The 26527-nt window shown below is 72.5% G+C and carries 23 protein-coding genes and 1 riboswitch; of the genes, 8 read left to right on the top strand and 15 right to left on the bottom strand.

All coding sequences use genetic code 11. The features are described 5' to 3' along the window. Nucleotides 1-27: 27 nt before the first annotated feature. The 5 genes from ACNNMR_RS33275 to ACNNMR_RS33255 all read right to left on the bottom strand — a co-directional run bounded on the left by ACNNMR_RS33275 (nucleotide 28) and on the right by ACNNMR_RS33255 (nucleotide 4981). Entirely contained in the window at nucleotides 28-1587 is a 1560-nt protein-coding gene (locus ACNNMR_RS33275) for an FAD-dependent monooxygenase (RefSeq protein ID WP_419998403.1), read from the bottom strand. A 96-nt stretch (nucleotides 1588-1683) separates the two neighbouring features. Continuing rightward, nucleotides 1684-2577, bottom strand: a complete 894-nt coding sequence (locus tag ACNNMR_RS33270) for an amino acid ABC transporter permease (protein ID WP_419998402.1) — start codon at nucleotides 2575-2577, stop codon at nucleotides 1684-1686. Then, nucleotides 2574-3242 (bottom strand): amino acid ABC transporter permease, encoded by a 669-nt coding sequence (locus ACNNMR_RS33265; RefSeq protein WP_419998401.1) that lies wholly within the window; start codon nucleotides 3240-3242, stop codon nucleotides 2574-2576. Before ACNNMR_RS33265 ends, ACNNMR_RS33270 begins: the two co-directional genes overlap by 4 nt. A 76-nt stretch (nucleotides 3243-3318) precedes the next feature. Further along, nucleotides 3319-4164, bottom strand: a complete 846-nt coding sequence (locus tag ACNNMR_RS33260; protein WP_419998400.1) for a glutamate ABC transporter substrate-binding protein — start codon at nucleotides 4162-4164, stop codon at nucleotides 3319-3321. A gap of 37 nt (nucleotides 4165-4201) precedes the next feature. Then, nucleotides 4202-4981, bottom strand: coding sequence for an amino acid ABC transporter ATP-binding protein (locus ACNNMR_RS33255; RefSeq protein WP_419998399.1), 780 nt, complete (start codon nucleotides 4979-4981; stop codon nucleotides 4202-4204). A 257-nt stretch (nucleotides 4982-5238) separates the two neighbouring features. On the opposite strand from ACNNMR_RS33255, the gene ACNNMR_RS33250 reads away from it, so the two are divergent. The 3 genes from ACNNMR_RS33250 (at nucleotide 5239) to ACNNMR_RS33240 (ending at nucleotide 8293) form a co-directional block, all read left to right on the top strand. After that, nucleotides 5239-5955: a response regulator transcription factor gene (locus ACNNMR_RS33250; RefSeq protein WP_419998398.1), complete on the top strand. Its 717-nt coding sequence runs from the start codon at nucleotides 5239-5241 to the stop codon at nucleotides 5953-5955. Between the two features lie 19 nt (nucleotides 5956-5974). Further along, nucleotides 5975-7381: an ATP-binding protein gene (locus tag ACNNMR_RS33245; RefSeq protein WP_419998397.1), complete on the top strand. Its 1407-nt coding sequence runs from the start codon at nucleotides 5975-5977 to the stop codon at nucleotides 7379-7381. A gap of 90 nt (nucleotides 7382-7471) precedes the next feature. Further along, nucleotides 7472-8293: an NAD(P)H-binding protein gene (locus ACNNMR_RS33240; RefSeq protein ID WP_419998396.1), complete on the top strand. Its 822-nt coding sequence runs from the start codon at nucleotides 7472-7474 to the stop codon at nucleotides 8291-8293. Here the strand turns inward: ACNNMR_RS33240 and ACNNMR_RS33235 are convergent. Further along, on the bottom strand, nucleotides 8283-9278 hold the full coding sequence (locus ACNNMR_RS33235; protein WP_419998395.1) for a TAXI family TRAP transporter solute-binding subunit: 996 nt from the start codon (nucleotides 9276-9278) through the stop codon (nucleotides 8283-8285). The two genes, ACNNMR_RS33240 and ACNNMR_RS33235, sit on opposite strands and share 11 nt — an antisense overlap. 4 nt (nucleotides 9279-9282) lie before the next feature. On the opposite strand from ACNNMR_RS33235, the gene miaB reads away from it, so the two are divergent. From miaB to ACNNMR_RS33220, 3 genes are read left to right on the top strand one after another with little or no spacing between them, the layout of a single operon-like run. After that, on the top strand, nucleotides 9283-10767 hold the full coding sequence (gene miaB / locus ACNNMR_RS33230) for a tRNA (N6-isopentenyl adenosine(37)-C2)-methylthiotransferase MiaB (protein ID WP_419998394.1): 1485 nt from the start codon (nucleotides 9283-9285) through the stop codon (nucleotides 10765-10767). Nucleotides 10768-10771: 4 nt separating this feature from the next. Continuing rightward, entirely contained in the window at nucleotides 10772-11659 is an 888-nt protein-coding gene (locus ACNNMR_RS33225; protein WP_419998393.1) for a LysR substrate-binding domain-containing protein, read from the top strand. Nucleotides 11660-11669: 10 nt separating this feature from the next. Next, nucleotides 11670-12386 carry a class III extradiol dioxygenase subunit B-like domain-containing protein gene (locus ACNNMR_RS33220; RefSeq protein ID WP_419998392.1) on the top strand — a complete coding sequence of 239 codons (717 nt, stop codon included), beginning with the start codon at nucleotides 11670-11672 and terminating at the stop codon, nucleotides 12384-12386. Between the two features lie 12 nt (nucleotides 12387-12398). On the opposite strand, the gene ACNNMR_RS33215 is transcribed toward ACNNMR_RS33220, so the two are convergent. Next, the gene (locus tag ACNNMR_RS33215) at nucleotides 12399-13130 is read right to left on the bottom strand and encodes a polysaccharide deacetylase family protein (RefSeq protein ID WP_419998391.1); all 732 of its coding nucleotides are present in this window, start codon (nucleotides 13128-13130) and stop codon (nucleotides 12399-12401) included. Between the two features lie 54 nt (nucleotides 13131-13184). Beyond that, nucleotides 13185-13379, bottom strand: coding sequence for a DUF3046 domain-containing protein (locus ACNNMR_RS33210; RefSeq protein ID WP_419998390.1), 195 nt, complete (start codon nucleotides 13377-13379; stop codon nucleotides 13185-13187). 92 nt (nucleotides 13380-13471) lie between these two features. On the opposite strand from ACNNMR_RS33210, the gene ACNNMR_RS33205 reads away from it, so the two are divergent. Continuing rightward, a complete protein-coding gene (locus ACNNMR_RS33205) occupies nucleotides 13472-14419 on the top strand; it encodes a hypothetical protein (protein ID WP_419998389.1) in 948 nt (315 codons plus the stop codon). 15 nt (nucleotides 14420-14434) lie between these two features. On the opposite strand, the gene ACNNMR_RS33200 is transcribed toward ACNNMR_RS33205, so the two are convergent. The 4 genes from ACNNMR_RS33200 to ACNNMR_RS33185 all read right to left on the bottom strand — a co-directional run bounded on the left by ACNNMR_RS33200 (nucleotide 14435) and on the right by ACNNMR_RS33185 (nucleotide 18354). Next, complete coding sequence (locus tag ACNNMR_RS33200) at nucleotides 14435-16186, bottom strand: amidohydrolase (RefSeq protein ID WP_419998388.1); 1752 nt, start codon at nucleotides 16184-16186, stop codon at nucleotides 14435-14437. A gap of 148 nt (nucleotides 16187-16334) precedes the next feature. Next, entirely contained in the window at nucleotides 16335-16640 is a 306-nt protein-coding gene (locus ACNNMR_RS33195; RefSeq protein WP_419998387.1) for an AzlD domain-containing protein, read from the bottom strand. Then, the gene (locus ACNNMR_RS33190; protein ID WP_419998386.1) at nucleotides 16637-17380 is read right to left on the bottom strand and encodes an AzlC family ABC transporter permease; all 744 of its coding nucleotides are present in this window, start codon (nucleotides 17378-17380) and stop codon (nucleotides 16637-16639) included. Before ACNNMR_RS33190 ends, ACNNMR_RS33195 begins: the two co-directional genes overlap by 4 nt. Nucleotides 17381-17508: 128 nt before the next feature. Then, the gene (locus ACNNMR_RS33185; RefSeq protein WP_419998385.1) at nucleotides 17509-18354 is read right to left on the bottom strand and encodes an AraC family transcriptional regulator; all 846 of its coding nucleotides are present in this window, start codon (nucleotides 18352-18354) and stop codon (nucleotides 17509-17511) included. 46 nt (nucleotides 18355-18400) lie between these two features. Between ACNNMR_RS33185 and ACNNMR_RS33180 the strand changes: the two genes are divergently transcribed. After that, nucleotides 18401-23032 carry an ATP-dependent helicase gene (locus ACNNMR_RS33180; RefSeq protein WP_419998384.1) on the top strand — a complete coding sequence of 1544 codons (4632 nt, stop codon included), beginning with the start codon at nucleotides 18401-18403 and terminating at the stop codon, nucleotides 23030-23032. Between the two features lie 156 nt (nucleotides 23033-23188). On the opposite strand, the gene folP is transcribed toward ACNNMR_RS33180, so the two are convergent. The 3 genes from folP to ACNNMR_RS33165 form a co-directional block, all read right to left on the bottom strand. After that, nucleotides 23189-23995 (bottom strand): dihydropteroate synthase, encoded by an 807-nt coding sequence (gene folP / locus ACNNMR_RS33175; protein ID WP_420000563.1) that lies wholly within the window; start codon nucleotides 23993-23995, stop codon nucleotides 23189-23191. A 118-nt stretch (nucleotides 23996-24113) separates the two neighbouring features. Beyond that, nucleotides 24114-24206, bottom strand: a riboswitch (ZMP/ZTP riboswitch). Between the two features lie 42 nt (nucleotides 24207-24248). Beyond that, nucleotides 24249-24908 (bottom strand): response regulator, encoded by a 660-nt coding sequence (locus tag ACNNMR_RS33170; protein ID WP_419998383.1) that lies wholly within the window; start codon nucleotides 24906-24908, stop codon nucleotides 24249-24251. 18 nt (nucleotides 24909-24926) lie between these two features. Further along, nucleotides 24927-26510 (bottom strand): sensor domain-containing protein, encoded by a 1584-nt coding sequence (locus ACNNMR_RS33165; protein ID WP_419998382.1) that lies wholly within the window; start codon nucleotides 26508-26510, stop codon nucleotides 24927-24929. Between the last annotated feature and the right edge of the window lie 17 nt (nucleotides 26511-26527).

Below are 26527 nucleotides of genomic sequence, written 5' to 3'. Positions count from 1 at the left end.
CGCTTGATCAGCGCGGCGGCGTCGGGTTCACACCCTGGCGCCGCCGCGCAGCGCGTCCACGGCCGCGTGCAGCTCCGCCGCCTTCACCCCGCCGAGCGCCGCGGCCAGCACCCCGTCGGGCCGTACGACAAGGACGGTGTGCGGCGCCGCGCCCGGGTACTCCTCGGCGATCAGCAGCTCGGTCGGCACCGGCAGCCGGTCCAGCGCCTGCCGCAGCTGCGGCATTAATCCGGCGCCGAGCAGCCTGCTGCGGTCCCAGTAGCGGGTGCCGGGCGCCAGGAAGACCACCAGCGGCACGCCGCCGAGCCACTCCCGCAGCCGCCCGCTGCCGCCCTCCGCGGCCGTCACCGGCACGTCCGCGACCTGGGCGCCCCAGTCCGTACCGACGGCGAGCGCGTGCGGCGGCAGCGGGTCGGGGGCCAGGGGCGAGTCGGCGTACACATCCGGGCCGCCGATCGCGCCCTTGCCGAGATGCCCGTCCCGCAGCAGCCGCAGCCCCGCGGCCCCGCGCCCGCGCAGATTGCCCTTGCGCAGTATCGGCAGCGCCTGATCGGCGGCGCGCAGCCTCCCGGACACGGCGCCGCGGCGCTCGGTTTCGTACGAGTCGAGGAGCGTCTCGCTCGTCCGCGGCTGCTGGACGGAGAGGGCCAGCTTCCAGCCGAGGTTGCGGGCGTCGCACAGCCCCTCCTCCAGCTGCTGGGTGCCGATCGCGCCGCCGAGGTGGGCGGCGTCCCCTGCGAGGAAGCAGCGGTCGCGGCGGAAGTGCCGGGCGAGCCGGTGGTGGACGGTGTGCACGCCGGTGTCGAGGAGCTCGTACGACTGGTCGGCGGCGCCCCACGCGGACAGCGTGGCGGCGACCCGCTCCAGCAGCGCCTCCGGCGTGACGAGGCCGTCCTCCTCGCCGAGCAGCCAGTCCAGCCGCCAGGCGCCGCCCGCCAGCGGCCGCGCGGACACCTCGGCGCCGAGGCCGCGCCGCTGCCCGCCGCGCTGGAGCAACGCCTCGCCGCTCCAGGGGAGTTCGGCCTTTATCGCGGCGACCGCGTGCCGCTCCACGGCCGTACGGCCCGCGAAGCGGACGCCGAGCAGCTTGCGTACGGTGGACCGGGCGCCGTCGCAGCCGACGAGGTGGCTGCCGCGCCACCAGGTGCCGTCGCCGCCGTCCACGGGGCTCGTGTGCAGTATGACGCCGTCGGGCTCGGCCTCCAGGGCATCGGCGCGCACCTCGCGGACGTACTCGACGCACTTGCGCTCGTCCAGCGCCGCCCGCAGCGCCCGGGTGAGCGCGAACTGCGGGATGTGCAGCGGCGCTTCGGCCTCCGCGAACTCCTCCCGCGACGCCTCACGCGCGCCGCGTACGGCCCGCCATCCGGCGAGCCGCAGTCCCTCCGTACGCAGCGCGTCCGCACACCCGAACCGCCCGAGAAAGGCCGCCATATCGGGCCGCAGCACCACCGTCCGCGCCTGCCGCGCCTCCTCGGCACCCGCGGTCCCGCCGTCGAGCAGCACGGTGTTGACCCCGTACGAGCCGAGCACAAGCGAGAGGGCGAGCCCAACAGGGCCCGCCCCGACGACGATTACCGGATCCACGACTGCACAGCGCTACGAACGAAGCAGGTGAGAGGGGCCCGGTGCACGGTCCAACTCTACAGCCGTGGCACCGGGCCCTTGACGGGCCATGGGCCCTTAGACGATGCCTCGTCCGGGCCCGCCCGCGGCCGCTTCTTCCCCGAGGTCGCCCGTCACGACGGCGCCGGTGGTCTTCTTGCCGCGCCGGATCCGGCCTTCCAGCCAGCTCGCGAAGGTGGTCAGGGCGAAGTTCAGGAGCACGAAGATCACCGCGACGATGGTGAACGACGCGATCACGTTCGCCCCGTAGGCGTTGCTCATCGGGCGCACCGAGTTCAGCAGCTCCGCGAAGCCGAGCAGGGCGCCGCCGAGCGCGGTGTCCTTCACGATGACGACCATCTGGCTGACGATCGCCGGCAGCATCGCGGTCACCGACTGCGGCAGCAGCACGTGCCGCATCATCTGGCCCTTGCGCATGCCGATCGCCTTCGCGGCGTCGGTCTGGCCGCGCGGCAGCGACAGGATGCCGGCGCGGACGATCTCGGCGAGCACCGAGGCGTTGTACAGCACCAGGCCGGTGATCACCGCGTAGAGCGGCCGCTGCTCGGAGTCGACGTCCGTGAACCGGGCGTAGAACTCGTTCGCGAACAGCATCATCAGCAGCACCGGAATGGCGCGCAGGAACTCCACCAGCGTGCCCGAGGGCCAGCGCACCCAGGCGTGGTCCGACAGCCGGGAGATGCCGAGGACGGCGGCCAGCGGCAGCGCGATCACCGTGGCCCAGGCGGCCGCGATGACGGTGTTCTTCAGGCCCGGGAGGAGGAAGTTCTCCCACGGGTCGGATTCCGTGAAGAACATCTTCCACTTGGACCATTCGAGCTGGCCCTGGTCGGACAGCTCCGACCACACCCACCAGACGACGACGGCGGCGGCGGCCAGGAAGACGACGGAGTAGACGACGTTACGCCGCTTCGCGTTGGGCCCGGGCTCGTCGTACAGGACGGAGCTCATCGCTTGACCGCCACCTTCTTGCTCACCCAGCCGAGCAGCAGCCCGACCGGCAGGGTCAGGATGACGAAGCCGACCGCGAAGACGAAGCCGATCGGGATGATCTGCGCCTCGTTCTCGATCATCTCCTTCATCAGCGCCGCGGCCTCGGCGACGCTGATCGCGGCCGCCACGGTGGTGTTCTTCGTCAGCGCGATGAGGACGTTCGCCAGCGGTCCGACCACCGAGCGGTAGGCCTGCGGCAGCACGATGAGCCACAGCACCTGCGTGAAGTTCAGCCCGATCGCGCGGGCCGCCTCGGCCTGGCCGACCGGCACCGTGTTGATGCCGGAGCGCACCGCCTCACAGACGAAGGCGGCGTGGTACGCCACCAGGCCCAGGATGGCGAGCCGGAAGTTCGTCGTCGCGACGACGCCCTGGCCGCCCAGTTCGACGCCCAGCGTCTGGTTCAGGCCCAGCCAGGTGAAGAGGATGATCACCGTGAGCGGGATGTTCCGCACGATGTTGACGTAGGCGGTGCCGAAGCCCCGCATCAGCGGCACCGGGCTGACCCGCATCGCCGCGAGCAGCGTGCCCCAGACCAGGGACCCCGCGGCGGAGATCAGGGTCAGCTTCACCGTGACCCAGAACGCCCCGAGCAGGTCGTAGCCTTCTAGAAAGTCGAACACGATCTCCCGCGCTCTTCCGTTAAGTGGATGGCAGGACGCGCCGCCCGCCCGCGGCGGCCGGCGCGTCCTGGTGCGCTTACTGCTTGATGTCGCCGATCTTCGGGGCGGGCTCGTACTTGTAGTTGGCCGCGGCGAAGTTCTTCTTCACGGCCTTCTCCCACTCGCCGTCGGAGACCATCGACTCAAGGGCCTTGTTGATCTTGTCCTTGAGCTTGGTGTCGCCCTTCTTGAGGCCGATGCCGTAGTTCTCGTTGCTCAGCGGGGCGCCGGTCACCTTGAACTTGCCCTTGTGCTCGGGCATGGCGGCGTAACCGGCGAGGATCGAGTCGTCCGTGGTGAGGGCGTCGATCTTGCCGTTCTCCAGGCCGGGGAGGCACTCGGAGTAGCCGTTGGCGGACTGCAGCTGGGCCTTCGGGGCGAAGTCCTTCTTGACGTTCTGCGCCGAGGTGGAGCCGGTCACCGAGCACAGCGTGGACTTGCTGTTGTTCAGGTCCTTGGCGGTGGTGACCTTGGCGTCGGAGCGGACCAGGAGCTTCTGGTGGGCCAGGAAGTACGGGCCGGCGAAGTCGACCTCCTTCTGGCGCTCCGGGTTGATCGAGTACGTGGCGACGATGAAGTCCACGTCACCGCGCTTGATCATGTTCTCGCGGTCCGGGCTCGGCGTCTCCTTCCACTCGATGTCGCTCTCCTTGTAGCCGAGCTTCTTGGCCACGTAGGTGGCGACGTCGACGTCGAAGCCCTCGTACTTGCCGGAGGACGTCTTCTGGCCGAGGCCCGGCTGGTCGAACTTGATGCCGATGGTGACCTTGTCGCCACCGCCGTCGCCCGCCGACTCGCCCTTGTTGCCCTCGCCGCAGGCGGCAGCGGTGAGGGAGAGTGCGGCTGCGATGGCGGCAGCGGCGCTGACCTTGCGGAGATTCATGATGCGCATCCTTTTTCGGTTACGTGCCGGCAGCTGATCAGTGGTGCAGGATCTTCGACAGGAAGTCCCTTGCCCGGTCGCTGCGCGGGTTGGTGAAGAACTGGTCCGGCGCCTGCTCCTCGACGATCTGACCGTCCGCCATGAAGACGACACGGTTCGCGGCCGAGCGGGCGAAGCCCATCTCGTGCGTAACGACGACCATCGTCATCCCGTCCCGGGCGAGCTGCTGCATGACTTCCAGCACCTCGTTGATCATCTCCGGGTCCAGCGCCGAGGTGGGCTCGTCGAAGAGCATCACCTTCGGCTCCATCGCCAGCGCGCGGGCGATGGCCACGCGCTGCTGCTGGCCGCCGGAGAGCTGGGCGGGGTACTTGTCCGCCTGGTTGCCGACGCCGACTCGGTCGAGCAGCGCGCGGGCGTGTTCCTCAGCGGCCTTCTTGTCCTTCTTCCGGACCTTGACCTGCCCCAGGGTCACGTTCTCCAGCACCGTCTTGTGCGCGAAGAGGTTGAACGACTGGAACACCATGCCGACGTCGGCGCGCAGCTTGGCGAGCTCCTTGCCCTCGGCGGGCAGGGGCTTGCCGTCCAGCGTGATCGTGCCGTCGTCGATGGTCTCCAGGCGGTTTATGGCGCGGCACAGGGTCGACTTGCCGGACCCGGACGGGCCGATGACGACGACCACTTCACCGCGGCCGATGGTCATGTTGATGTCCTGGAGCACGTGCAGCGCGCCGAAATGCTTGTTCACGTGGTCCAGGACGACAAGCGGCTCGCCTGCGGGCGGCACCGCGTCCTTGGTCACCGAAACCTCGGTCATCCGCTTCTGGCTCCATCCTCTTCGGTTGCCTGGACCTTAGTTAGCACGTTGAGCGACCGTCATTACATCTGAGGGGAAATTGAGCATAACGATCCAGACTCAAACGGACACTCTGCGTGAACCGGACGTACCTCGTCCGTGCTGGTCACGTAGAGGAAACAAGGAGGTGATCCGCTCACCTCTTGACGCACCGGCGCCCGGTAACGGTGTATGACGGTGTACGCCAAAACCACGGAAGACGAAGGAGGTGAGGAGCTGTGAAGCTGCTGCTCGTCGAGGACGACGACCACGTCGCCGCGGCGCTCGCCGCCGTGCTGCGCCGGCACGGGTTCGAGGTCGGGCACGCGCGCGGGGGCGAGGAGGCCCTCCAGGAGCTGCTGCACGGCAAGCTCGCCCCCTTCGACGTGGTGCTGCTCGACCTCGGGCTCCCGGACCAGGACGGCTTCGAGGTGTGCGGGCGGATCCGCAAGCTGACGTCCACCCCGGTCATCATGGTCACCGCCCGCGCGGATGTGCGATCGCGCATCCACGGGCTGAACCTCGGCGCCGACGACTACGTGGTCAAGCCGTACGACACCGGCGAGCTGCTCGCCCGCATCCACGCCGTCGCCCGGCGCACCGCGGACGGGCCGGGCCCGGAGACGCCCGAGAAGCCGGTCGACGACGAGCACGAGGCGCTGCGGCTCGGCCCGCTCACCCTGGAGCTGCCGACCCGCCGGGTGTTCGTGGAGGGCGAGGACATCTCCCTCACCCGCAAGGAGTTCGACCTGCTGTCGCTGCTGGCGCACCGGCCCGGGGTGGTCTTCCGCCGGGAGCAGATCATCAGCGAGGTGTGGCGTACGAGCTGGGAGGGCACGGGCCGCACCCTGGAGGTACATGTGGCCTCGCTGCGCTCCAAGCTGGGGCTGCCGGAGCTGATCGAGACCGTGCGCGGCGTCGGCTACCGGCTCGTCGTGCCGCCCGCCGCCGGCTGAGGGCGGTAAGGCTTCCCTCGTGCGCACCCGTCTCCTCCCCCTGCTGATCATCCTCATGGCCGGAGTGCTGCTCGCCCTCGGCTTCCCGCTCGCCGGGCGGATCGCCACGCACGAGCAGCAGAAGGTGGTCGTCGACCGCATAGACGACACGGCGCGCTTCGCTTCGCTGGCACAGTACGTCACCTCGCGCGACGGCGATGGCGACTCGGCGGAGGACGAGCGCCTCTACACGCTCGGCGAGGAACTGCACCGGTACCACGACCTCTACGGCATCAAGGCGGGCGTGTACTACCGCGACCGCAAGCCGATGGCCGCCGCGCCGGGCGGCTGGCCCGCCGCCGCCCAGGGCACCGCGGGCGGCCTCGCCTTCGACGAGGCGCTCGCCGGGCGGCGCAGCCACGACCCGCCGCAGGTCTACCCCTGGCAGCGCGGCCGGCTCACCGTCGCCTCCCCGATCGTCCGCGACGGCGACGTGGTCGCGGTGGTGGTCACCGACTCCCCCACCGGGCAGATGCGTTCGCGCATCCTGGAGGGCTGGCTGGTGCTGGGCGCCGGGATCGTGGTGGCGATGCTGCTGGCGGTGGCGGCCGCGTACCGGCTGACCGGGTGGGTGCTCAGGCCCGTACGGGACCTGGACAAGGCCACCCACGACATCGCCACCGGCGCCATGGCCTCCCGGGTGGCGGTGGCCGGCGGCCCGCCGGAGCTGCGCCGCCTGGCGCACTCCTTCAACGAGATGGCCGACAACGTCCAGGACGTCCTCGACCAGCAGCGCGCCTTCGTCGCCGACGCCTCGCACCAGCTGCGCAACCCGCTGTCCGCGCTGCTGCTGCGGATCGAGCTGCTCGCCCTGGAACTCCCGGAAGGCAATGAGGAGGTGGCGTCGGTACGGACCGAGGGCAAGCGGCTCGCGACGGTCCTCGACGACCTCCTCGACCTGGCCCTGGCCGAGCACGCGGCCGCGGACCTGCAGCTCGCGGACGTCGCCGAGATCGCCGCCGAGCGGGCCGCGGCATGGCGCCCCGTCGCCGACGACAAGGGTGTCGCGCTGACGGTCTCCGGGGCCGCGGCGGCGACCGGCTGGGCGGATCCGGTGGCGCTGTCGAGCGCGCTGGACGCCGTCATCGACAACGCCGTGAAGTTCACCCCGGCGGGGGAGGCGGTTGACGTCAGTACGGGGGCGAGCGGCGGCTCGGTGCGGATCGTGGTGGCGGACGGCGGGCCCGGGCTGACCGAGGAGGAGCTGGAGCGGGTCGGCGACCGCTTCTGGCGCAGCGGGCGGCACCAGAATGTGAAGGGCTCGGGTCTCGGGCTCTCCATCACCCGCGCGCTGCTGGCGGCGGGCGGCGGCGCGATCGCGTACGACCCGAACGAGCCGCACGGGCTGCGGGTGACGATCACGGTGCCGCGGAGCGCGCCCGAGTAAATGCCTCGAACATTGAGGACCGAATCTGTCCGCAACGCCTCCTAGCGTGGTTCTTGTCAGCACGGCAGGACTTACGCGGGAGGCACGGCAATGACTTTTCTGGTGACGGGCGCGACGGGGAATGTGGGCCGCAGGGTCGTCGCGGCGCTGCTCGACGGCGGCCACCAGGTGCGGGCGCTGACCCGTAACCCGGCGGCCGCGGGCCTCCCCGACGGCGTCGAGGTGGTGGCGGGCGACCTGACTCGCCCCGAGACCCTGGACGGCGTCTTCGACGGCGTGCGGGCCGTGCACTTCATCGGCTTCGCGGGCGATGACTACGGGCCGCTGGAGACCGCGGCCGAGGTGGTCGAGCTGGCGGTACGGGCCGGGGTGCGGCGGGCGACCGTGCTCAAGGGCGTACAGGGCGAGCAGGTCGAGGAGGCGCTGCAGGCGACCGGCCTGGAGTGGACCTTCGTGCAGCCGGTGGAGTTCATGTCGAACGCGCTGGACTGGGTCGGCTCCATCCGCGACGGGCAGACCGTCCGCGAGCCGTTCCCGGCGGCGCTGAGCGCGATGGTGCACGAGGCCGACATCGCCGCGGTGATCGTGACCGCGCTGACCGGCGACGGCCACCACGGGCAAACGTACACCTTGACCGGACCCGAGGCGCTCACCAAGCCGGACAAGGTGCGCATCCTCGCCGAGGCCACCGGCCGGGACATCGCGTACGTGGAGCTGACCGAGGAGCAGGCGCGGGAGCGGTGGGCGGCCGAGGGGCACGACAAGGACACGATCGACTTCTTCGTGTGGGTGCACGGCAGCCCGCCGGAGATCGGCTACACCGTCGTGGACACCGTGGAGCAGGTGACCGGGCGCCCGGCGCGCACCTTCGCCGAGTGGGCGGCGGAGCACCGGGAGCGGTTCACGGCTTGACGGAGCGGTAGTAGCGGGCGGCCCCCGCGTGCAGCTCCAGCGGATCGGTGAAGACGGCCGTGCGCAGGTCCACCTTCTGGGCCGCGTGCACGGTCTTCCCGATGCGGTCGCGGCTCCGTATCACCGAGCGGGTGAGGCCCTCGGTGAGGCGGTCGTCGGCGCGGTCGGTGGTCAGCAGCAGGTTGGCCACCGCGATCGTCTTGACCGCCTTGTTGCGCTGCACGCCCGGGTAGGCGTCGGCGGGCATCACCGCGGCCCGGTAGTAGCGGGTGGCGGCGCCCTGCTTGCGCAGCGGGCCGATGAGGTCGTCGAGGGGGACGAGAGAGATGTCGGTCTTCTTGGCCAGCTTCCGTACGGACGTGGTGGGCAGCCCGCCGGACCAGAAGAACGCGTCGATCCTGCCCTCGATCAGCGCCTCCTGCATGTCGACCAGGCCCTTGCGTACGGGCGTGAGATCCCGGTTGAAGTCCATCCCGGCGGCCCTGATCAGGCGCTTCGCGATCAGCTGGACGCCCGACGCGTCCTCGCCGACGCCGACCCGCTTGTCCTTGAGGTCGGCGGCCTGCTTGATGTCCGAGTCGGCGGGGACGACGAGCTGCACATAGTCGTCGTAAAGGCGGGCGCAGGCGCGCAGCCGGCCGGCATTGGGGCCGTCGTACGCGGCGACGGCGTCGGAGGCGGCCACGGCGAAGTCGGCGTCGCCCTTGGCGAGCTTCTTGACGTTGTCGACCGAGCCCTCGCTGTGCTCCAGCTCCATCCGCAGGTCGGGCAGGTCCTTGGCGGTGGCCTCGCGGAGCAGTTTCCCGTACGTCTCGTAGACCCCGTTGGGCACGCCAGTGGCGAAGGTCACGTCGCCGGACGGCTGGTCGGAGCCACCGGGAAGCACCCACCACAGCAGCAGCCCGGTGGCCGCGAGCACGGCGACCGCGGCGGTGATGCCACGACGGCTTCGGAGCTGGGCCTCCCAGCCCTTACCCTGGTTCATTGACATGAAGACTTACCAGGTGCGCACGCACGGCTGCCAGATGAACGTCCACGACTCCGAGCGGATGGCCGGACTCCTGGAGGACGCGGGCTATGTCCGCGCGCCCAAGGACGCCGAGGCCGCGGACGTGGTCGTCTTCAATACCTGCGCGGTGCGCGAGAACGCTGACAACAAGCTCTACGGCAACCTCGGCCAGCTCGCGCCGCAGAAGGCCGCGCATCCCGGCATGCAGATCGCCGTCGGCGGCTGCCTGGCCCAGAAGGACCGGGACACGATCACCAAGCGCGCCCCCTGGGTCGACGTCGTCTTCGGCACGCACAACGTCGGCAAGCTGCCGGTGCTGCTGGAGCGGGCCCGGATCCAGGAGGAGGCGCAGGTCGAGATCGCGGAGTCGCTGGAGGCGTTCCCGTCGACGCTCCCGACCCGCCGCGAGTCGGCGTACGCGGCCTGGGTGTCGATCTCGGTCGGCTGCAACAACACCTGCACCTTCTGCATCGTCCCGGCGCTCCGCGGCAAGGAGAAGGACCGCCGCCCCGGCGACATCCTGGCCGAGGTGGAGGCGCTGGTCGCCGAGGGCGTCCAGGAGATCACCCTGCTCGGGCAGAACGTGAACGCGTACGGCTCGGACATCGGCGACCGGCAGGCTTTCAGCAAGCTCCTGCGCGCCTGCGGACAGATCGAGGGCCTGGAGCGGGTCCGCTTCACGTCCCCGCACCCCCGGGACTTCACGGACGACGTCATCGAGGCGATGGCCGAGACCCCGAACGTCATGCCGCAGCTGCACATGCCGCTGCAGTCCGGCTCCGACTCGGTGCTGCGGGCGATGCGCCGCTCGTACCGGCAGGAGCGCTTCCTCGGGATCATCGAGAAGGTACGGGCCGCGATGCCGGACGCCGCGCTCTCGACGGACATCATCGTCGGCTTCCCCGGCGAGACGGACGAGGACTTCGAGCAGACCCTGCACGCGGTCCGCGAGGCCCGCTTCGCGCAGGCCTTCACCTTCCAGTACTCCAAGCGGCCCGGGACGCCGGCGGCGGAGATGGACGGCCAGATCCCGAAGAAGGTCGTCCAGGAGCGCTACGAGCGCCTGGTCGCCCTCCAGGAGGAGATCTCCTGGGAGGAGAACAAGAAGCAGGTCGGCCGCGTCGTCGAGGTCATGGTCGCCGAGGGCGAGGGCCGCAAGGACGATGCCACCCGGCGGCTGTCGGGCCGGGCAGCGGACAACCGCCTGGTGCACTTCGCGCGTCCGGAGGAGCCCGTACGCCCCGGAGACATGGTCACGGTCGAGGTCACGTACGCGGCCCCGCACCACCTCCTCGCGGAGGGCCCGGCGAAGGCGGTCCGGCGCACCCGCGCGGGCGACGCCTGGGAGCGGCGCAATGCCGCCCCGGCGGAGGAGCCCGCCAAGGGCGTCATGCTCGGCCTGCCGACGATCGGCGCCCCGGCCCCTTCGGCGGCCGCGGAGCCCTCGGGCTGCGGCTGCGACTGACCCGATGGAGCTGCGGGACATCGAGATATTCCTGAGGCTCGCGGAGGAGCTGCACTTCGGCCGTACGGCAGAGCAGCTGCACATCTCGCAGGCCCGGGTCAGCCAGTCCATCGCCAAGCAGGAGCGCCGGATCGGCGCCGCCCTCTTCGAGCGCACCAGCCGCAAGGTGACGCTGACCCCGATCGGCGCGCGGCTGCGGGACGACCTCCAGGACGGCTACGACCGCATCCAGGCCGGCCTCGACTCGGCCGTCGAAGCCGCCCGGGGCACGGCGGGCACGCTGCGGCTCGGCCTCATCGGCGCCCAGGGGTACGATCTCGCGCCGCTGACGCGCGCCTTCCGGGCCCGGCATCCGGGGTGTGAACTGATCTTCCGGGAGGTGCCGTTCAGCGATCCGTTCACGCAGCTGCGGGCCGGTGAGGTGGATCTGCAGTCCATGTGGCTGCCGGTGCGCGAGCCGGACCTGACGGTTGGCCCGCTGGTGCTCTCGGAGCCGATGTGGCTGATGACCGACGACGCCCACCCGCTGGCCGCCCGGGAGTCCGTCACACTGGAGGACCTCGCCGACTGCACCCTGCCCCGCATCCCGGACGCGGCGCCCGCGTACTGGGTGGAGGCGGTTCTGCCGTCCCACACGCCGTCCGGCCGCCCGATCGCCCGCGGCCCGCTGGCCACCACCTTCCAGGAGATCGAGCCGGCCGTGCTCTCCGGCACGACCCAGTGCGTCGTCCACACCGAGGCCACCCGCTACTACCGCCGCCCCGGCATCACCTACACCCCCATCGAGGACGCCCCGCCCAGCCGCTGGTCCCTGATCTGGCGCACGGCCGGCGAGACGGCGCTGGTCCGGGCTTATGCACAGGTGGCGGCGGAGCTGGCGGCCGATCGTTAGGCTGCCATTCATGCTGATCGCCGCCGCCTGCTGTCCCTGTCCGCCGCTGCTCGTGCCCGAGGTCGCGTCCGGGGCGGCCGCCGAGCTCGATGAGCTGCGGGCGGCCTGCTCGGATGCGGTGGGACTGCTGGCTGCCGCGCGGCCGGAGCGGCTGATCGTCGTGGGGCCCGCGGAGCAGGCCGGGCGGGGGCCGCATCCGCAGGGTTCCACGGGGTCGTTCAAGGGCTTCGGGGTGGATCTTCAGGTGCGGCTCGGCCCCGGCGACGACGGCGGCGGCGAGAGCGCCCGCGAGCTGCCGCCTTCGCTGGCCGTCGGCGCCTGGCTGCTGGAGCGCGCCCAGTGGGCCGAGCCGGTGGAGGCGCTGGGCGTCGGCGAGCCCCTCGCCGCGGAGAGCTGCCTGGAGGTGGGCCGCGAACTGGCCGCGGGCGCCGGGCGGGTGGCCCTGCTGGTCATGGGCGACGGCAGCGCCTGCCGTACGGAAAAGGCGCCCGGCTACTTCGACGAGCGTGCGGCCCCCTTCGACGCGGCGGCGGCGCGGGCGCTGGGCGCGGCGGACCTGGCGGCGCTGGCCGGGCTGGACGCGGAGCTGGCGTACGACCTGCAGGCGTCCGGCCGGGCCTGCTGGCAGGTGCTCGCGGGCGCGGCCGAGGGCGCGGACCTGCGCGGCACGCTGCGGTACGACGAGGCGCCGTACGGGGTGGGGTATTTCGTGGCGACCTGGTCGTAAGGGCTGCGCCGCTTACGCGTCCAGCAGCTCCGCCGCCGTGACCGCGCGCAGCCCGCGGCCCTTCAGATCGTCGAGGATGGCGGGCAGCGCCTCGATGGTGCCCTCGTGCCCGATGTGCAGGCTGATCACGGACCCGCGCTCGACGTCCCCGGCGACGTACCTGCGCACCGCCGCCGCCCCCGGGTCGGTGTTGTCGCGCGAGTCGACGTCGTACGACAGGCAGTGCGGATACCCGGCCTCGCGGGCGAGCCGCTGCACCAGCGCGGTGGCGCGCTGCGCCCGCGACGGCCGGAACCACTTGCCGCGGCTGCCGGTGAGCACCTTCAGCCGCCGCGCGCACTGCTCGATCTCGGCCCGCGCCTCGCCCTCGCTGAGCGCGTTGATCTCCAGGTGGTTCTGCGTGTGATTGCCGATCTCGTGCCCGCCGTCGAGGATCCGCTTGGCCAGCTCCGGATACGTATCGAGCCAGCTGCCCACCGCCATCACCGTCACCTTGGCCCCGCCGTCCTCGGCCGCCCGCAGCAGCGCCTTGGTGAGCGCGGGCTCGCCCTGCCCGTGGAAGGTGAGCGAGACGGCGCTCGTGCGCCGCGAGGCGTGCGCGACCTGGTAGGGCAGCGGGGCGGCGGCCTTGACGGGCGGCTTGCGGCTGGGGCCGCTGCCCGGCCGGGAGCCGGCGGACTCGGCGCAGCCAGCAGCGAGGACGGCCGGGGCGAGCAGGGCCTGAAGGGCGGTGCGTCGTCTCACGCAAGCCACCGTAATGCGGCAAATAGGGCGAACCGCTAACGCAACGCGGTGCGGTCAGCGCTGCTCCACCGGAACGCCCATCGCCTCGCACACGCCCTTCCACACGTCCTTGGTGTCCCACCCCGCGTCGAGCGCCTCATTGACCGTACGGCCCCCGAGCTCCGACATGACGTGATCGCGCGCGAAGGAGTCGACGTACGCCGCGCCGAAGTAGTCCGTCATCCGATCCCAGAACACCGTCAACCACATGCGTCCATTATCGCGCGCCCGCACCGCACCTCCGGGTGCTACCCGGGGCCAGACCGTCGCCATGCCGCCCGACCGGCAATAACGTCAGCGACATGGCCACCGCCGCTCCCCCCGCACCGCCTCCCTCCCCCGATCCGCTCGCCGCCGCAGAGCACTTCATGTGGCTCACCGCCCGGGTCCTCGAACAGCGCCGGCTCGCGCACTGCTTCCGCCCCGGCTCCGCCGCCGAGTACGCCGCCGACGCCGTGGTCACCGCCCTCGAGGCGTACCGCTCCCCCGACGGCGGCTACGCCCACGGCCTCGACCCCGACCTGCGCGGCCCGGTCAGCCAGCCCGCCCATGCCGCGTACGCGCTGCGCGTCCTGGACGCCGCCGACCGCTGCGCGGGCCGCCGGGTGGAGGACATCTGTCGCTACCTCACGGCCGTCTCCACCCCCGACGGCGCCCTCCCCGCGGTCGACCCGGCGCTGCGCGGCTATCCGCACGCCCCCTGGCTGGCCATCACCGGCGACCGGATCGGCGACCTGACGACGACCGGGCCCATCGTCGGCCTCCTGCACCGCAACGAGGTCTGGCACGCCTGGCTCTTCCGCGCCACCGACTTCTGCTGGGCGGCGATCGACAGCATCGGCAAGACCCATCCGTACGAAGCCGAGGCCGCGGTCGCCTTCCTGGACGGCTCCCGCGACCGCCCCCGCGCGGAGGCGGCCGCGGACCGCCTCGGCCGGCTCGTACGCGAACAGCGCCTCGCCGTCCTGGAGCCGGAGCGCCGCGACCGCTACCCGGTCGGCGACGGCTACGCCCCCGGCGACCACCACTTCCCGCACGACTACGCGCGCCGCCCGGACTCGGTGGCCCGCCGCTGGTTCAGCGAGGAGGAGCTGGCGCGCTCGCTGGACTATCTCGCGGCCGAGCAGCAGGACGACGGCGGCTGGCCGGTGCGCCGCCGCTCCTGGGCCCAGCTCCCGGCGCTGGAGTCCCGGCCGATCGTGACGCTGGAGGCGCTGCTGACGCTGCGGGCGTACGGGCGGCTGGGCTGACCCGGCGTGATCCGGCTACTTCAGCGGCGCGAGTTCCGGCCCGAGCGAGGAGAACTTCTCCTTCGAGATCACCCGCTCCGGCGGCCAGGTGATGTTGTCCGGCGGCCACTTCTGCCCGGTGCGGCGCAGGAACCAGGCCGGCGGCTCGTACATGGGCGGCTCGTAGCCCTCCGGCAGCGCGGTCTTCCACTCGACGTCCTTGGTGCGGTCCTTGAACTCGTCCTTGAGCGCCTTCAGCCGCTCGGGCTGGGTCACCAGGTCCACGGCCGTCGCCGCCAGGTACTTGGCCGCCGCCAGCACCGCCGCCTGGCCGGGTGCGGCCGCCGCGCAGGCCGCCGTGGACCAGGTGTGCATCTTGCTGCCGACCGGCGCGAGCGCCGCGCCCATCGAGACGGTCGGCACCTGCCAGCTGATGTCGGCCACGTCGGTGGAGCCGCCGCCCATGAAGACGGGGTTGGGCGGGGTGAGTTCGCCGATCTCGTCGTGCATGCCCTTCTGCGGCAGGCCGAGCGACTCCTGCAGCTCCTTCGCCAGCCGCTGCGCCTCGTCGCTGAAGTCCGGCGGGCCGATCTGCCGCATGTTCTCGTGCAGCAGCTCGGCGAAGGACTTGCTGGGCAGCTGGTTCCAGCAGGCGGCCGTGACACGGTGGCCGACCTTGGTCTGCGAGGCCTTGGCGGCGGCCTCCGCGACAGCGATCACCTTGTCGAGCAGGACCTTCACCCGGGCCGGGCTGCCCTCGCGGACGTAGTACGAGATCTCGGCGATCTCCGGAGTGACGTTCGGGATGTCGCCGCCGTTGTTGATCACCCAGTGCAGGCGTCCCGACGGCGCCAGGTTCTCCTCGCGCAGGAACTCGGACATCGTCGCCATCATCACGGCGGCGTCGAGGGCGCTCTTGTTGCCGAGCGGGGTGCCGCCGTGCCCTGCCACGCCGAGGAAGGTGAAGGTGACGGCGGTCATGGCGGTGGAGGTGCCCCAACCGGTGGCGTTGGCGGTGGAGGGGTGCCAGTCGAGGAAGGCGTCCAGGCCGTCGTACACGCCCTTGCTCACGGCGTACGTCTTGCCGATCAGGGTCTCCTCGGCCGTGGAGCCGAAGAACTTGACCGTCACCGGCAGCCGGTGCCTGCGCGCGGCCTTCGCGACGGCCGCGGCGGCTGCGGCGGCCGCGGTGCCGAGCGCGCTGTGACCACAGCCGTGACCTGGCCCGTAGCCGGGCGCGAACGGGTCGTGGACGTACTCGCGCGGGTCGTGGTGCCCCACGCCCTTCTTCTGCGAGAGCCCCGGCAGCGCGTCGTACTCCCCGCTGAAGCCGAGCACGGGACCGCCCTCGCCCTGCCGGAAGGTGGCGGTGAAGGCGGTCGGGAAGCCCGCGGTGCCGAACTCCACGTCGAAACCGGCCTCCTTCAGGAAGTCGGCCTGCGCGAGGGAGGACTTCCACTCGCGCAGGGACAGCTCGGCGTTCTCCCATATCTCGGAGTTGAGCTCGCGGACCCGGTCCGCGCTGTCATCGAGCCAGCCGAGCGCGGACCGCTTAACGGCGCTGTCCTCGGCGAGGCCGTCCGGCGGCTCGTACGCGCCCGGGGCCGCGGCCGCCTGCTCGCCCTTCTCGGCGGCCGCCGCCATCGCGGGATCGGCCTCCGCCGACACCATCGCGGCGGTCACGCCGGCGGCGCCGAGCAGCTGCGCGACGCGGCGCCTGGACAGTACGGGCCCGTGGCCGGTCAGCGCCGCGGACTCGTGTTCGTGTTGATCATGCAGGTCACACACACGTACCTCCGGGGGGAGAGGATGGATGTAACGACCAATTGCCGTCCGGGCACCCTGACCGGGAAAGGTTGCCGCGTCAACAGCACTGGATGACAAGGTTGTTACACGTGTCATCGGCCCCGGAGGCGACGCGCGGCGCCCGCGGCGCTCAGGCGAGCGCCCGCAACCCCGCCGTAACCGCCACGGCGACGGCGATGACCAGCAGAAACGGCGCCCGCAGCAGCACGGCGACGGCGGCCGCCGCGACCCCGCCCACGCGGGCGTCCACGACGAGCGCCCCACTCTCCTCGAACGTCTGCTGCGCGGTCAGCGCCGCCAGCAGCGCGACCGGCAGCAGCGCCGCGAGCCGCCGCACGACGGGCCGCTCCAGCACCCCGGCGGGCACGGACAGCCCGAGCAGCTTGACCCCGTAACACCCGACGACGGTGAGCCCAATGGCGATCCAGGCATTCATGCGCTCTCCTCCTTGGCGGCGCCGCGCTTTCCGTGCACGTACAGGACGACAGGCGCCGCCAGCGCGGCAATCAGCACCGGCACCCCGGCGGGCAGCACCGGCAGCAGCCCGAGCCCGAGGGCGACGGCGAGCACGGCGGTGACCCGCTCGACACCGCTCTTGAGCATCGGCGCCAGCAGCGCGAGGAAGACGGCGGGCCCGGCGGCATCCAGCCCCCAGGCATCGGTGTCCCCCAGCGCCTCGGCACCGAGCGCGCCGACCAGCGTGGACAGATTCCAGCAGAGATACAGCGACAGCCCTGTCACGACAAACCCCACCCGCTGCGCCCGCCGCCCCTTCTGCGCGAAGGCGACGACGGACGTCTCGTCGATCACCCAGTGCGCGGCGAAGGGCTTGACGCTGCGCGGCAGTTGCAACATGGGCGCGAGCCGCAGCCCGTAAAAGGCATTCCGCACCCCGAGAAAGAAGGCCCCCGCGGCGGCGGTATACGGATTCCCCCCGGAGGCGATCGCCCCGACCAGCGCAAACTGCGACGCCCCGGTAAACACAAAGAGGCTGAGCACACACGTCTGCGCAAGCGAGAGCCCGGCCCCGGCGGCGTACACCCCGAAGGCGAACCCGGAGAGCCCGACGGCGATGCCTACGCCGAGGGCGTCGCGGGTGGCGCGGCGGTCGGGGGTGGGGGCGTCGTCGGCGGCGGGGTCGGGGGGTGGGGCGTGGATCTGTGCGTGTTCAGCCATGGCGGCGACGTTAGGCGAGGGGGTGGGCGGGGTCTTGTACGTTCTTGCATCCCAGCCCGGCCGGCGTTTGAGGCCGAGCGCCGCAGGCGCGATATCCGCGCGCAGCGCGGGCCAGGGGCCAGAGGACCTCAGCCGAGCGCCAGCACCCGCTCCCGCTGATACGCCCCGGGCGGCACCCCCACGATCCGCGTGAAGTGCCGGTTCAAATGCGGCTGATCGGCGAAGCCGACCCGCAGCGCGGCCTCCGCCGGCCGCACCCCCGCATCCAGCAGCCGCCGCGCGCTGCGCACCCGCGCGTCGGTGAGCCAGCGGTGCGGCGGCATCCCGTACGCCTCCTTGAAGGCCCGCAGCAGCGCGAACGACGACGTGCCCAGCTCCGCCGCGAGCGCCGCCAGCGTCGGCGGATCCGCCATCTGCGCCTCGAGCACCTCCCGCGCCCGCACCGCCCGCTCGGCCCCCGCAGAGCGCACCGGGCGGCCGGGTGCACTGCCCCCGTGCCGCCGCAGCAGATGCGCGACGGCCACCCGCAGCAAGCTGTCCGCGGCCAGCGGATTGTCCTCCTCCGCGGCCCGGTGCACCTCGGCGATCAAGTGAGACCCGCGCGCGTCGTCGGCGATCGTCCGCCCGAAGCCGGCCGTGCCGCGCACCGTCGTGGTCTCCGCGGCGATCTCCGCGATGAGCCCGGCCGTCGGGTAGAGCGTCGCGTACGCCCATCCCTCCGCCACTCCCGCCCGGGCGGTGTGCGGCACCTCAGGATTGAGCATGACGACGGTCCCGGGCCCGGCCCGTATGACACCCTCGGGCAGCCCGACCTCCTCGACGCCGAGGGTCACGGCCCCGAAGACGTACCCGTCGTGCGAATGCGTCGGAAAGCTGTGCCCGACATAGCGCGCCCGCAGCAGATCGAGCCCGGGCAGGCTTCGGTACTGCCAGTGTCTGGCCCACTGCTGTGCGCCGTTCAGCGCCCCGGTCATGTCCCAAGTCTGCGGGTTGTCAGTGCCGGGGTGCACGATGGTTCACATGGCGAGATCAGTGCTGGATTCGTTCGCCCCGGCCACGAAGGCGTGGTTCGAGGGCGCCTTCGCCGCGCCCACACCCGCGCAGGAGGGCGCCTGGCGCGCCATCGCCGAGGGCTCGGACGCCCTGGTCGTGGCGCCCACCGGCTCCGGCAAGACCCTCGCCGCCTTCCTCTCGGCCCTCGACACCCTCGCCGCGGGCCCACCTCCCGCGGAGACGAAGAAGCGCTGCCGGGTCCTGTACGTATCCCCGCTCAAAGCACTCGCGGTCGATGTCGAGCGCAATCTCCGCTCCCCGCTCACCGGCATCCGCCAGGAGTGCGTCCGCCAGGGCCTCCCGGAGCCGGACATCCGCGTGGCGATCCGCTCCGGCGACACCCCGCCCGCCGAGCGCCGCTCGATCCAGAACCGCCCGCCGGACATCCTGATCACCACCCCGGAGTCGCTCTTCCTGATGCTGACGTCCGCATCGCGCGAGGCACTCTCCGGGGTCGAGACGATCATCCTGGACGAGGTGCACGCCGTGGCGGGCACCAAGCGCGGCGCCCACCTCGCCCTCTCCCTGGAGCGGCTGGACGAGCTCCTCCCGCGCCCCGCCCGCCGCATCGGCCTGTCCGCGACCGTACGGCCCGTGGACGAGGTCGCCCGCTTCCTCTCGCCGCAGCGCAGGGTGGAGATCGTGCAGCCGCCGTCGGGCAAGGAGTTCGACCTCTCGGTGGTGGTCCCCATCGAGGACATGGGCGAGCTGCAGGGCTCCCCGGTCACGGAGGACGGCCCGGGCGACAAGCCGTCCATCTGGCCTCATGTCGAGGAGAAGATCGCGGACCTCATCGAGGCCCACCGCTCCACGATCGTCTTCGCCAACTCCCGCCGCCTGGCCGAGCGCCTCTGCAACCGCCTCAACGAGATCGCGTACGAGCGCACCTTCGGCGAGGCTCTGCCCGACGACGGCCCGCCCCCCGCCGAGGTGATGGCCCAGTCCGGCGCCGCCAAGGGCGCCGCCCCGCTGCTCGCCCGCGCGCACCACGGATCCGTATCGAAGGAGCAGCGCGCCCAGGTCGAGGAGGACCTGAAGGCCGGCCGCCTCCCCGCGGTAGTGGCGACCTCAAGCCTTGAGCTCGGCATCGACATGGGCGCGGTCGACCTGGTCGTCCAGGTCGAATCCCCGCCCTCCGTCGCCTCCGGCCTCCAGCGGGTCGGCCGAGCCGGCCACCAGGTGGGCGCGGTCTCGCGCGGCGTGGTCTTCCCGAAGTACCGCGGCGACCTCGTCCAGGCCGCGATCGTCACAGAGCGGATGCGCGAGGGCGCGATCGAATCGCTCCGCATCCCGGCGAACCCCCTCGATGTGCTCGCCCAACAGCTCGTCGCCATGACCTCGATGGACACCTGGGATGTGGACGAGCTCCTCTCCCTGGTCCGCCGCGCCGCCCCCTTCGCTTCCCTCCCCGAATCCGCCTACACGGCGGTGCTGGACATGCTCGCGGGCCGCTATCCCTCCGACGCCTTCGCCGAGCTGCGCCCCCGCATCGTCTGGGACCGGGTGGCGCATACGATCACCGGCCGCCCCGGCGCCCAGCGCCTCGCGGTCACCTCCGGCGGCACCATCCCGGACCGCGGCCTCTTCGGCGTCTTCCTGGCCGGCTCGGACCCCAAGAAGGGCGGCGGCCGGGTCGGCGAGCTGGACGAGGAGATGGTGTACGAGTCCCGGGTCGGCGATGTCTTCACCCTCGGGACGACGTCCTGGCGGATCGAGGACATCACCCGCGACCGGGTGCTCGTCTCACCCGCGCCGGGTGTGCCGGGCCGGCTCCCGTTCTGGAAGGGCGACCAGCTGGGCCGCCCGCTGGAGCTGGGCCGCGCCCTCGGCGGCTTCCTGCGCGAGATCGGCTCGATGGACCCGGAGGCCGCCCGCGACCGCCTCAAGGCGGCGGGCCTGGACCAGTGGGCGGGCGACAATGTCCTGTCCTACCTGGACGAACAGCGCCGCGCCTGCGGCCACATCCCCGACGACCGCACCATCGTCGTCGAGCGCTTCCGGGACGAGCTCGGCGACTGGCGGATCGTCGTCCACTCCCCCTTCGGCGCCCAGGTCCACGCCCCGTGGGCGCTGGCCGTAGGCGCCCGGCTCTCCGAGCGGCATGGCATGGACGCTCAGGTGATGCATGCCGACGACGGCATCGTGCTGCGCCTCCCGGACGCCGACCTGATGGGCCTCGACCTCGACCTGCTCGACGCGCCCGACCTCGGGAAGGGCGCGGAGTACGACCCGGAGCAGGCGCCGGTGGGCGCCACGGACGTGCTCTTCGAGAAGGGCGAGGTCGACCAGATCGTCACGGACCAGGTCGGCTCCTCCGCGCTCTTCGCCTCCCGCTTCCGCGAGTGCGCGGCCCGCGCGCTGCTGCTGCCCCGGCGCGACCCGGGCCGCCGCACGCCGCTGTGGCAGCAGCGCCAGCGGGCGGCGCAATTGCTGCAGGTGGCGAGCGAGTTCGGGTCCTTCCCCATCGTCCTCGAAGCGGTCCGCGAATGCCTCCAGGACGTCTTCGACGTGCCCGGGCTCGCCGAGCTGATGGGCGACATCGAGGCCCGCAAGGTCCGCCTCGTCGAGGTCACGACGCAGGAGCCGTCGCCGTTCGCCCGTTCCCTGCTCTTCGGTTACGTGGCCCAGTTCCTGTACGAGGGCGACTCCCCGCTCGCCGAGCGCCGCGCGGCCGCCCTGTCGCTGGACTCGCGGCTGCTGGCGGAGCTGCTCGGGCAGGCGGAGCTGCGCGAGCTGCTGGACGCCGAGGTGCTCACGGAGCTGGAGCGCGAGCTGCAGTGGCGGACGGACGAGCGCCGGGTCAAGGACGCCGAGGGCGTAGCCGATCTGCTGCGACTGCTGGGCCCTTTGACCCCGGCCGAGCTGGTGGAGCGCGGCGCCGAGCCGGCCTGGGCAGAGGAGCTGGAAGGGGCGCGACGGGCCATCCGGGTCCGTATCGCGGGCGCTCCGCACTGGGCAGCGGTCGAGGACGCCGGACGACTGCGGGACGCGCTGGGCACCGCCCTGCCCGTAGGCGTCCCGGAGGCTTTCACGGAGCCGGTCGCCGACCCGCTGGGCGACCTGCTCGCGCGCTATGCCCGCACCCACGGCCCGTTCACCTCCCCGCAGGCGGCGGCGCGCTTCGGGCTCGGCGCGGCGGTGACGGAGGGGGCGCTGCAGCGCCTCGCGGCGGCGGGGCGGGTGGTCCAGGGCGAGTTCCATCCGGCGGGCATCGGCCAGGAGTGGTGCGACGCCCAGGTGCTGCGCCGGCTCCGCCGCCGTTCCCTGGCCGCGCTGCGCGAGGAGCTGGAGCCGGTGCCGCCCGCCGCGCTGGCGGCGTTCCTGCCGCAGTGGCAGCAGGTCGGCACCCGCGGGCTGCGCGGGATGGACGGTCTCGTACGCGCGATTGAGCAGCTCCAGGGCGCGCCGGTGCCGGCGTCCGCGCTGGAGAAGCTGGTGCTGCCGTCGCGGGTGGCGGGCTATACGCCGTCGCTCCTGGACGAGCTGACGTCGTCCGGCGAGGTGGTCTGGGCGGGCGCGGGCGCGCTGCCGGGCAAGGACGGCTGGGTCTCCCTGATGCTCGCGGACACCGCCCCGTTGCTCCTCCCGGAGCCGCACCCGCTGGAGACCACGCCGGTCCACCAGGCGGTGCTGGACGCCCTGGCGGGCGGCTATGGCCTGTTCTTCCGCCAGATCTCCGACCACGTCCGCCGCTCGCACCCGGACGTTACGGACCCGGAGCTGGCCGAAGCCATATGGGACCTGGCCTGGTCGGGCCGGCTGACCAACGACACGCTCGGCGCCCTCCGCGCGCTGCTGGGCTCCGGCCGTACCGCCGGCTCCACGGCCCACCGCGCCAAGCGGCCGACCCCGCGCGGCCGTTACGGCGGCCTGGCGCTGCGCGGCGGCGGGGCCGCCCGCCCGACCGCGTCCCGGCAGGGCCCGCCCACGGTCGGCGGCCGCTGGTCCCTGCTCCCGCCCCGCGAGCCCGACGCCACCCACCGGGCGCACGCCCTGGCCCGTACGCTCCTGGACCGGCACGGCGTCGTCACCCGCGGCGCGGTGGCCGCGGAGGGCGTCGAGGGCGGCTTCTCGGCGGCGTACCGCGTCCTGGCCGCCTTCGAAGAAACGGGCCAGGCCCGCCGCGGCTATGTAGTCGAGGGCCTGGGCGCGGCCCAGTTCGCGATGGACGGCGCCGTGGACCGTCTCCGCGCGCTGGCAGGCGGCCCGGGCCCGGGCACCAAGCCACAGACGGTGGTCTTGGCGGCCTCCGACCCAGCCAACGCCTATGGCGCGGCGCTGTCCTGGCCCGACCCACCGGAGGGCTCGACCCACAAGCCGGGCCGCAAGGCGGGCGCGCTGGTCGTCCTGGTCGACGGCGAGCTGGTGCTGTACGTGGAGCGCGGCGGCAAGACCCTCCTCGCGTGGGCGGAGGCCGAGGACCCCCGCCTGTCCGCGGCGGCGGAGGCCTTGGCGGCCGCGGCGCGCGAGGGCGCCCTGGGCACGAGGGTGACCATCGAGCGCACCAACGGCCGGTCGGCGCTGGACACGCCGCTGGGCGCGGCCTTGGAGACGGCGGGGTTCCATGCGACGCCGCGGGGGTTGCGGCTGCGGGCGTGAGGGGCCGGCGGTGCTGGCGCGCCCCGGGCCGTAGGTGGGCCTGGCGGGGCCGCCCCGGCCGGCTGCCGTGCCCCGGCCGCCCGGGCCGCCGCCGCGACCGCCTTCTGCCCTGGCCGACCGGGTCAGCCGGCCCGACCGAACCGGCCGACGCTGCCGCTAGGCGTGCCCGGCCCCCTCCAGCGCCGCGAAGACCGCGAGCGCGTCCCGTACGGCACCGACATCATGCGTGCGGATGTAGTCGACCCCCTGCAGCGCCGCGTACAACTCAGCGGCCAGCGTGGCCGGACCAGCCGTATCCGGCGAACTCCCGGTCACCGCCCGCAGAAAGGACTTCCGCGACGGCGACACCAGCACCGGCACCCCGAAGCGCTCCTTCAGCCCCCGCACCCGCGCCAGCGCCGTCAGCGACGGCTCCGGCGTGGACCCGAGGAAATACCCGAGCCCGGGATCGATGACCAGCCGCTCCCGCCCGATGCCCGCGGCCGCCAGCGCCGCCAGCCGCTCCGCGAAGAACCGCTCGATCCCCCGCCACACCGCCTCCGCATCCGTCGAAACCCGCGTCGCAGGCCCCACCCGCTGCACGGAGTGCATGACGACCAGCGTGCAGCCCGAAGCCGCCAGCGAGGCATAGCGCGCAGGGTCGGGAAAGCCCTGGATGTCATTCAGGACGAGCGCGCCCCGCCCCGCGGCGTACCGCTGCGTCTGCGGCAGATACGAGTCCACCGCTACCGGCACCCCCTCGGCCACCAGCCGCTCCAGCACGGGAGCCAGCCGCCGCCGCTCCTCCGCGGCATCCACCCGCTCCGCGTCCGGATGGCTCGACGCGGGCCCGAGCTCCACGAGATCGGCGCCCTGCGCCCGCAGCAGCCGCGCCTGCGCCAGCGCGTCATCGGCCGCGAGATAACGCCCACCGTCGGAGAAAGAATCCGCGGTGATGTTCACGATCCCCACCAGCCGCGGCATCGACCGCAGCCGCATCGCGGCACCCGGCACCGCACCCGCCACCGTCGCCCGCTCATCCTCCCGTACCGGAGGATCCACATACCGAATGGCCATGACCGCCCGCCTCCCAGCTCGCTAACCGGAAAGCCCAGGCGCACGGCACTGCGTCACGACGACGGGACCGCTCCCCGATGGTTGCACCCATCCGCACACGCCAGTCACGGCCCGCCATCACCCTAGCCGCAGCCGCCGGCTCCCCCCAGCCCCGCCCTGGTCACCCCGACCCCGCGGTCCCGTTCAAGTAAGCAAGCACCGCCCGCACCCGCCGGTTGTCATCATTCGACTCCGCCAGATCCAGCTTCGCGAAGATGCTGGTCGTGTACTTGCTGACGGCCCCCTCCGACAGGACCAGCGTCCGCGCGATCGCCGCGTTCGACCGCCCCTCCGCCATGCCGGACAGCACATCCATCTCCCGCGGCGTCAGCCGCCCGAGCGGCTCGTCCCGCGCATTGCTCGCCAGCAGTTTCGCGATCACCTCCGGGTCCATCGCCGTGCCACCCGCGGCCACCTGCCGCAGCGAGTCCACGAACTGCCGCGCCGCGAACACCCGGTCCTTCAGCAGATACCCGACCCCGCCCCGCCCGTCCGCCAGCAACTCCCGCGCGTACAGCTGCTCCACATGCTGCGAAAGGATCAGCACCGGAAGCTCAGGCCGCTCCCGCCGCGCCGCAAGGGCGGCCTGCAGCCCCTCGTCCGTAAAGGTCGGCGGCAGGCGGATATCGACGACGGCCACATCGGGCCGCTGCTCCCGCAGCGCCGCCAGCAGCTCCTCCCCGGACTCCACCGCGGCGCAGATCTCCATCCCGTGCGCCGTCAGCAGCCGCTCGAGCCCGTCCCGCAGCAAATACTGATCCTCGGCGAGTACGACCCGCATCCAGCCACCCCCTCCACGTCAGCAAGCGCGCGTCTTGCCCCGGAAATGCCGGGAGAACCACCGGTGCCGCCGCACGAGCATCGGCAGCCCGGCCAGCCCCAGCGCGATCATGGCGACCACGGTCGGCCACTGCCACGGCTCCGGCATGTAAAGCGCCAGGAACCAGGAGCGCCCCTCCCAGCCAATGATCAACTGTATCCCGGCGACCAGGCCTTGTGGCACGAGCGCGATCGGCACGACGACCGAGGCGATCGCGAGCTCCCAGAGCCACCGCTGGGACGCGGTGGCGCCGCGCTGCCCGGCAGGGGCCTCGTCGGCCCGCGCCCCACCCGCCGGCGCGTCGTACGGAATCTCGATCGACACCGTCGTGGGCCCGCCCGCAGGACTGCTCAGCGCCATCACCCCGTTGAACGGCACCAGCCGCCGCTCGATCCCCCGCAGCCCGCTGCCCCCCGCCGGATCCGCACCACCCCGCCCGTCGTCACCGACCACGACCCGCAAGGTCCCGTCCCGCTGCCACAGATCGACCTCCACCCGCCGGGCCCGCGCGTGCTTTGCGGCATTGGCAAGCGCCTCGGCGACCGCGAAGTAGGCGGCGGACTGCACGGGTTCGGAAAGCCGGTCAGGCAGCTCCGCCTTGACCTCCACCTCCAGCACGCTGTCCAGCGCCAGCGCCCGTATCGCATCGACAAGCCCGCGCTCGGCGAGCACCGGCGGGTGGATCCCCCGCACCAGCCCGCGCAGCTCCTGCAGCACAGTGGAGGACGACTCCTGCGCCTGCCGCAGCAGCGCCTTCGCGGCGGCGGGGTCGCTGTCGACGAGTTCCTCGGCGGCGGACACGGTCATCCCGAGGGCGACGAGCCTGGCCTGCGGCCCGTCGTGCAGATCGCGCTCGATACGCCGCACCTCGGCGGCCTGCCAGTCGGTCGCTGCGGTCCGCTTCTCGTCGAGCTCGATGACCTGCCGGGCGAGTACGGAGGCCTGCGTCGGCGCGAGCAGCGAACGCGTCCAGGAGGCATGCAGATCGAGCAGCCGCGGCCCGGCCCACACCCCGAAGGCGATGAGCGCGACACCGAGGGGCAGCCGGGCGTAGGCCTCCAGCTCCCACCAGGGCGGCACTGCGAGCCCGACCCCACCACAGGCGATGGCCACGAGCGGCAGCGCGATCATCGCGGCCCCGATCAACGGATCGCAGACCAGCCACAACGTGTCCCGCCAGGTCGCCGGATCCCCCGTCAGCCGCTCGAACCGCTCAATGAACTCCGGCGCCACCCGGCTCCGAAAGCTCACCCCCATGGCGTGATACCGCCCATCGGGCCCCTGCCGCACGGGCCCAGGCGCCGGCAGATACGGATCGGGCACCCGCTCCCCCGCCCACACGCCGCGCAGCCGGCGTGCGACGCGCGCGGTCATCCGGGCGTACGCGATCGCCCAGGGCAGCACGAACATCAACCCGAGCCCGTAGGTCATGGCGATCGCCACCACCATGACCACGGCGGCAGTCATCTCAATCCCAGCAAGCCCAAGCAACACGGCAGCCTGCACGGGCGCCCGCAAATACCGCCCCCGCCGCGCGGCTGCCTTACTCCCCGATCCCGTCATGCGAACGATTGTGACCG

This window comes from Streptomyces boninensis (genome assembly GCF_048572725.1).
In the GTDB taxonomy this organism is placed as follows: Bacteria; Actinomycetota; Actinomycetes; order Streptomycetales; family Streptomycetaceae; genus Streptomyces; species Streptomyces boninensis.
Note: the sequence above shows the minus strand (reverse complement) of the source record. Positions and strands in the feature narration are given on the sequence as shown.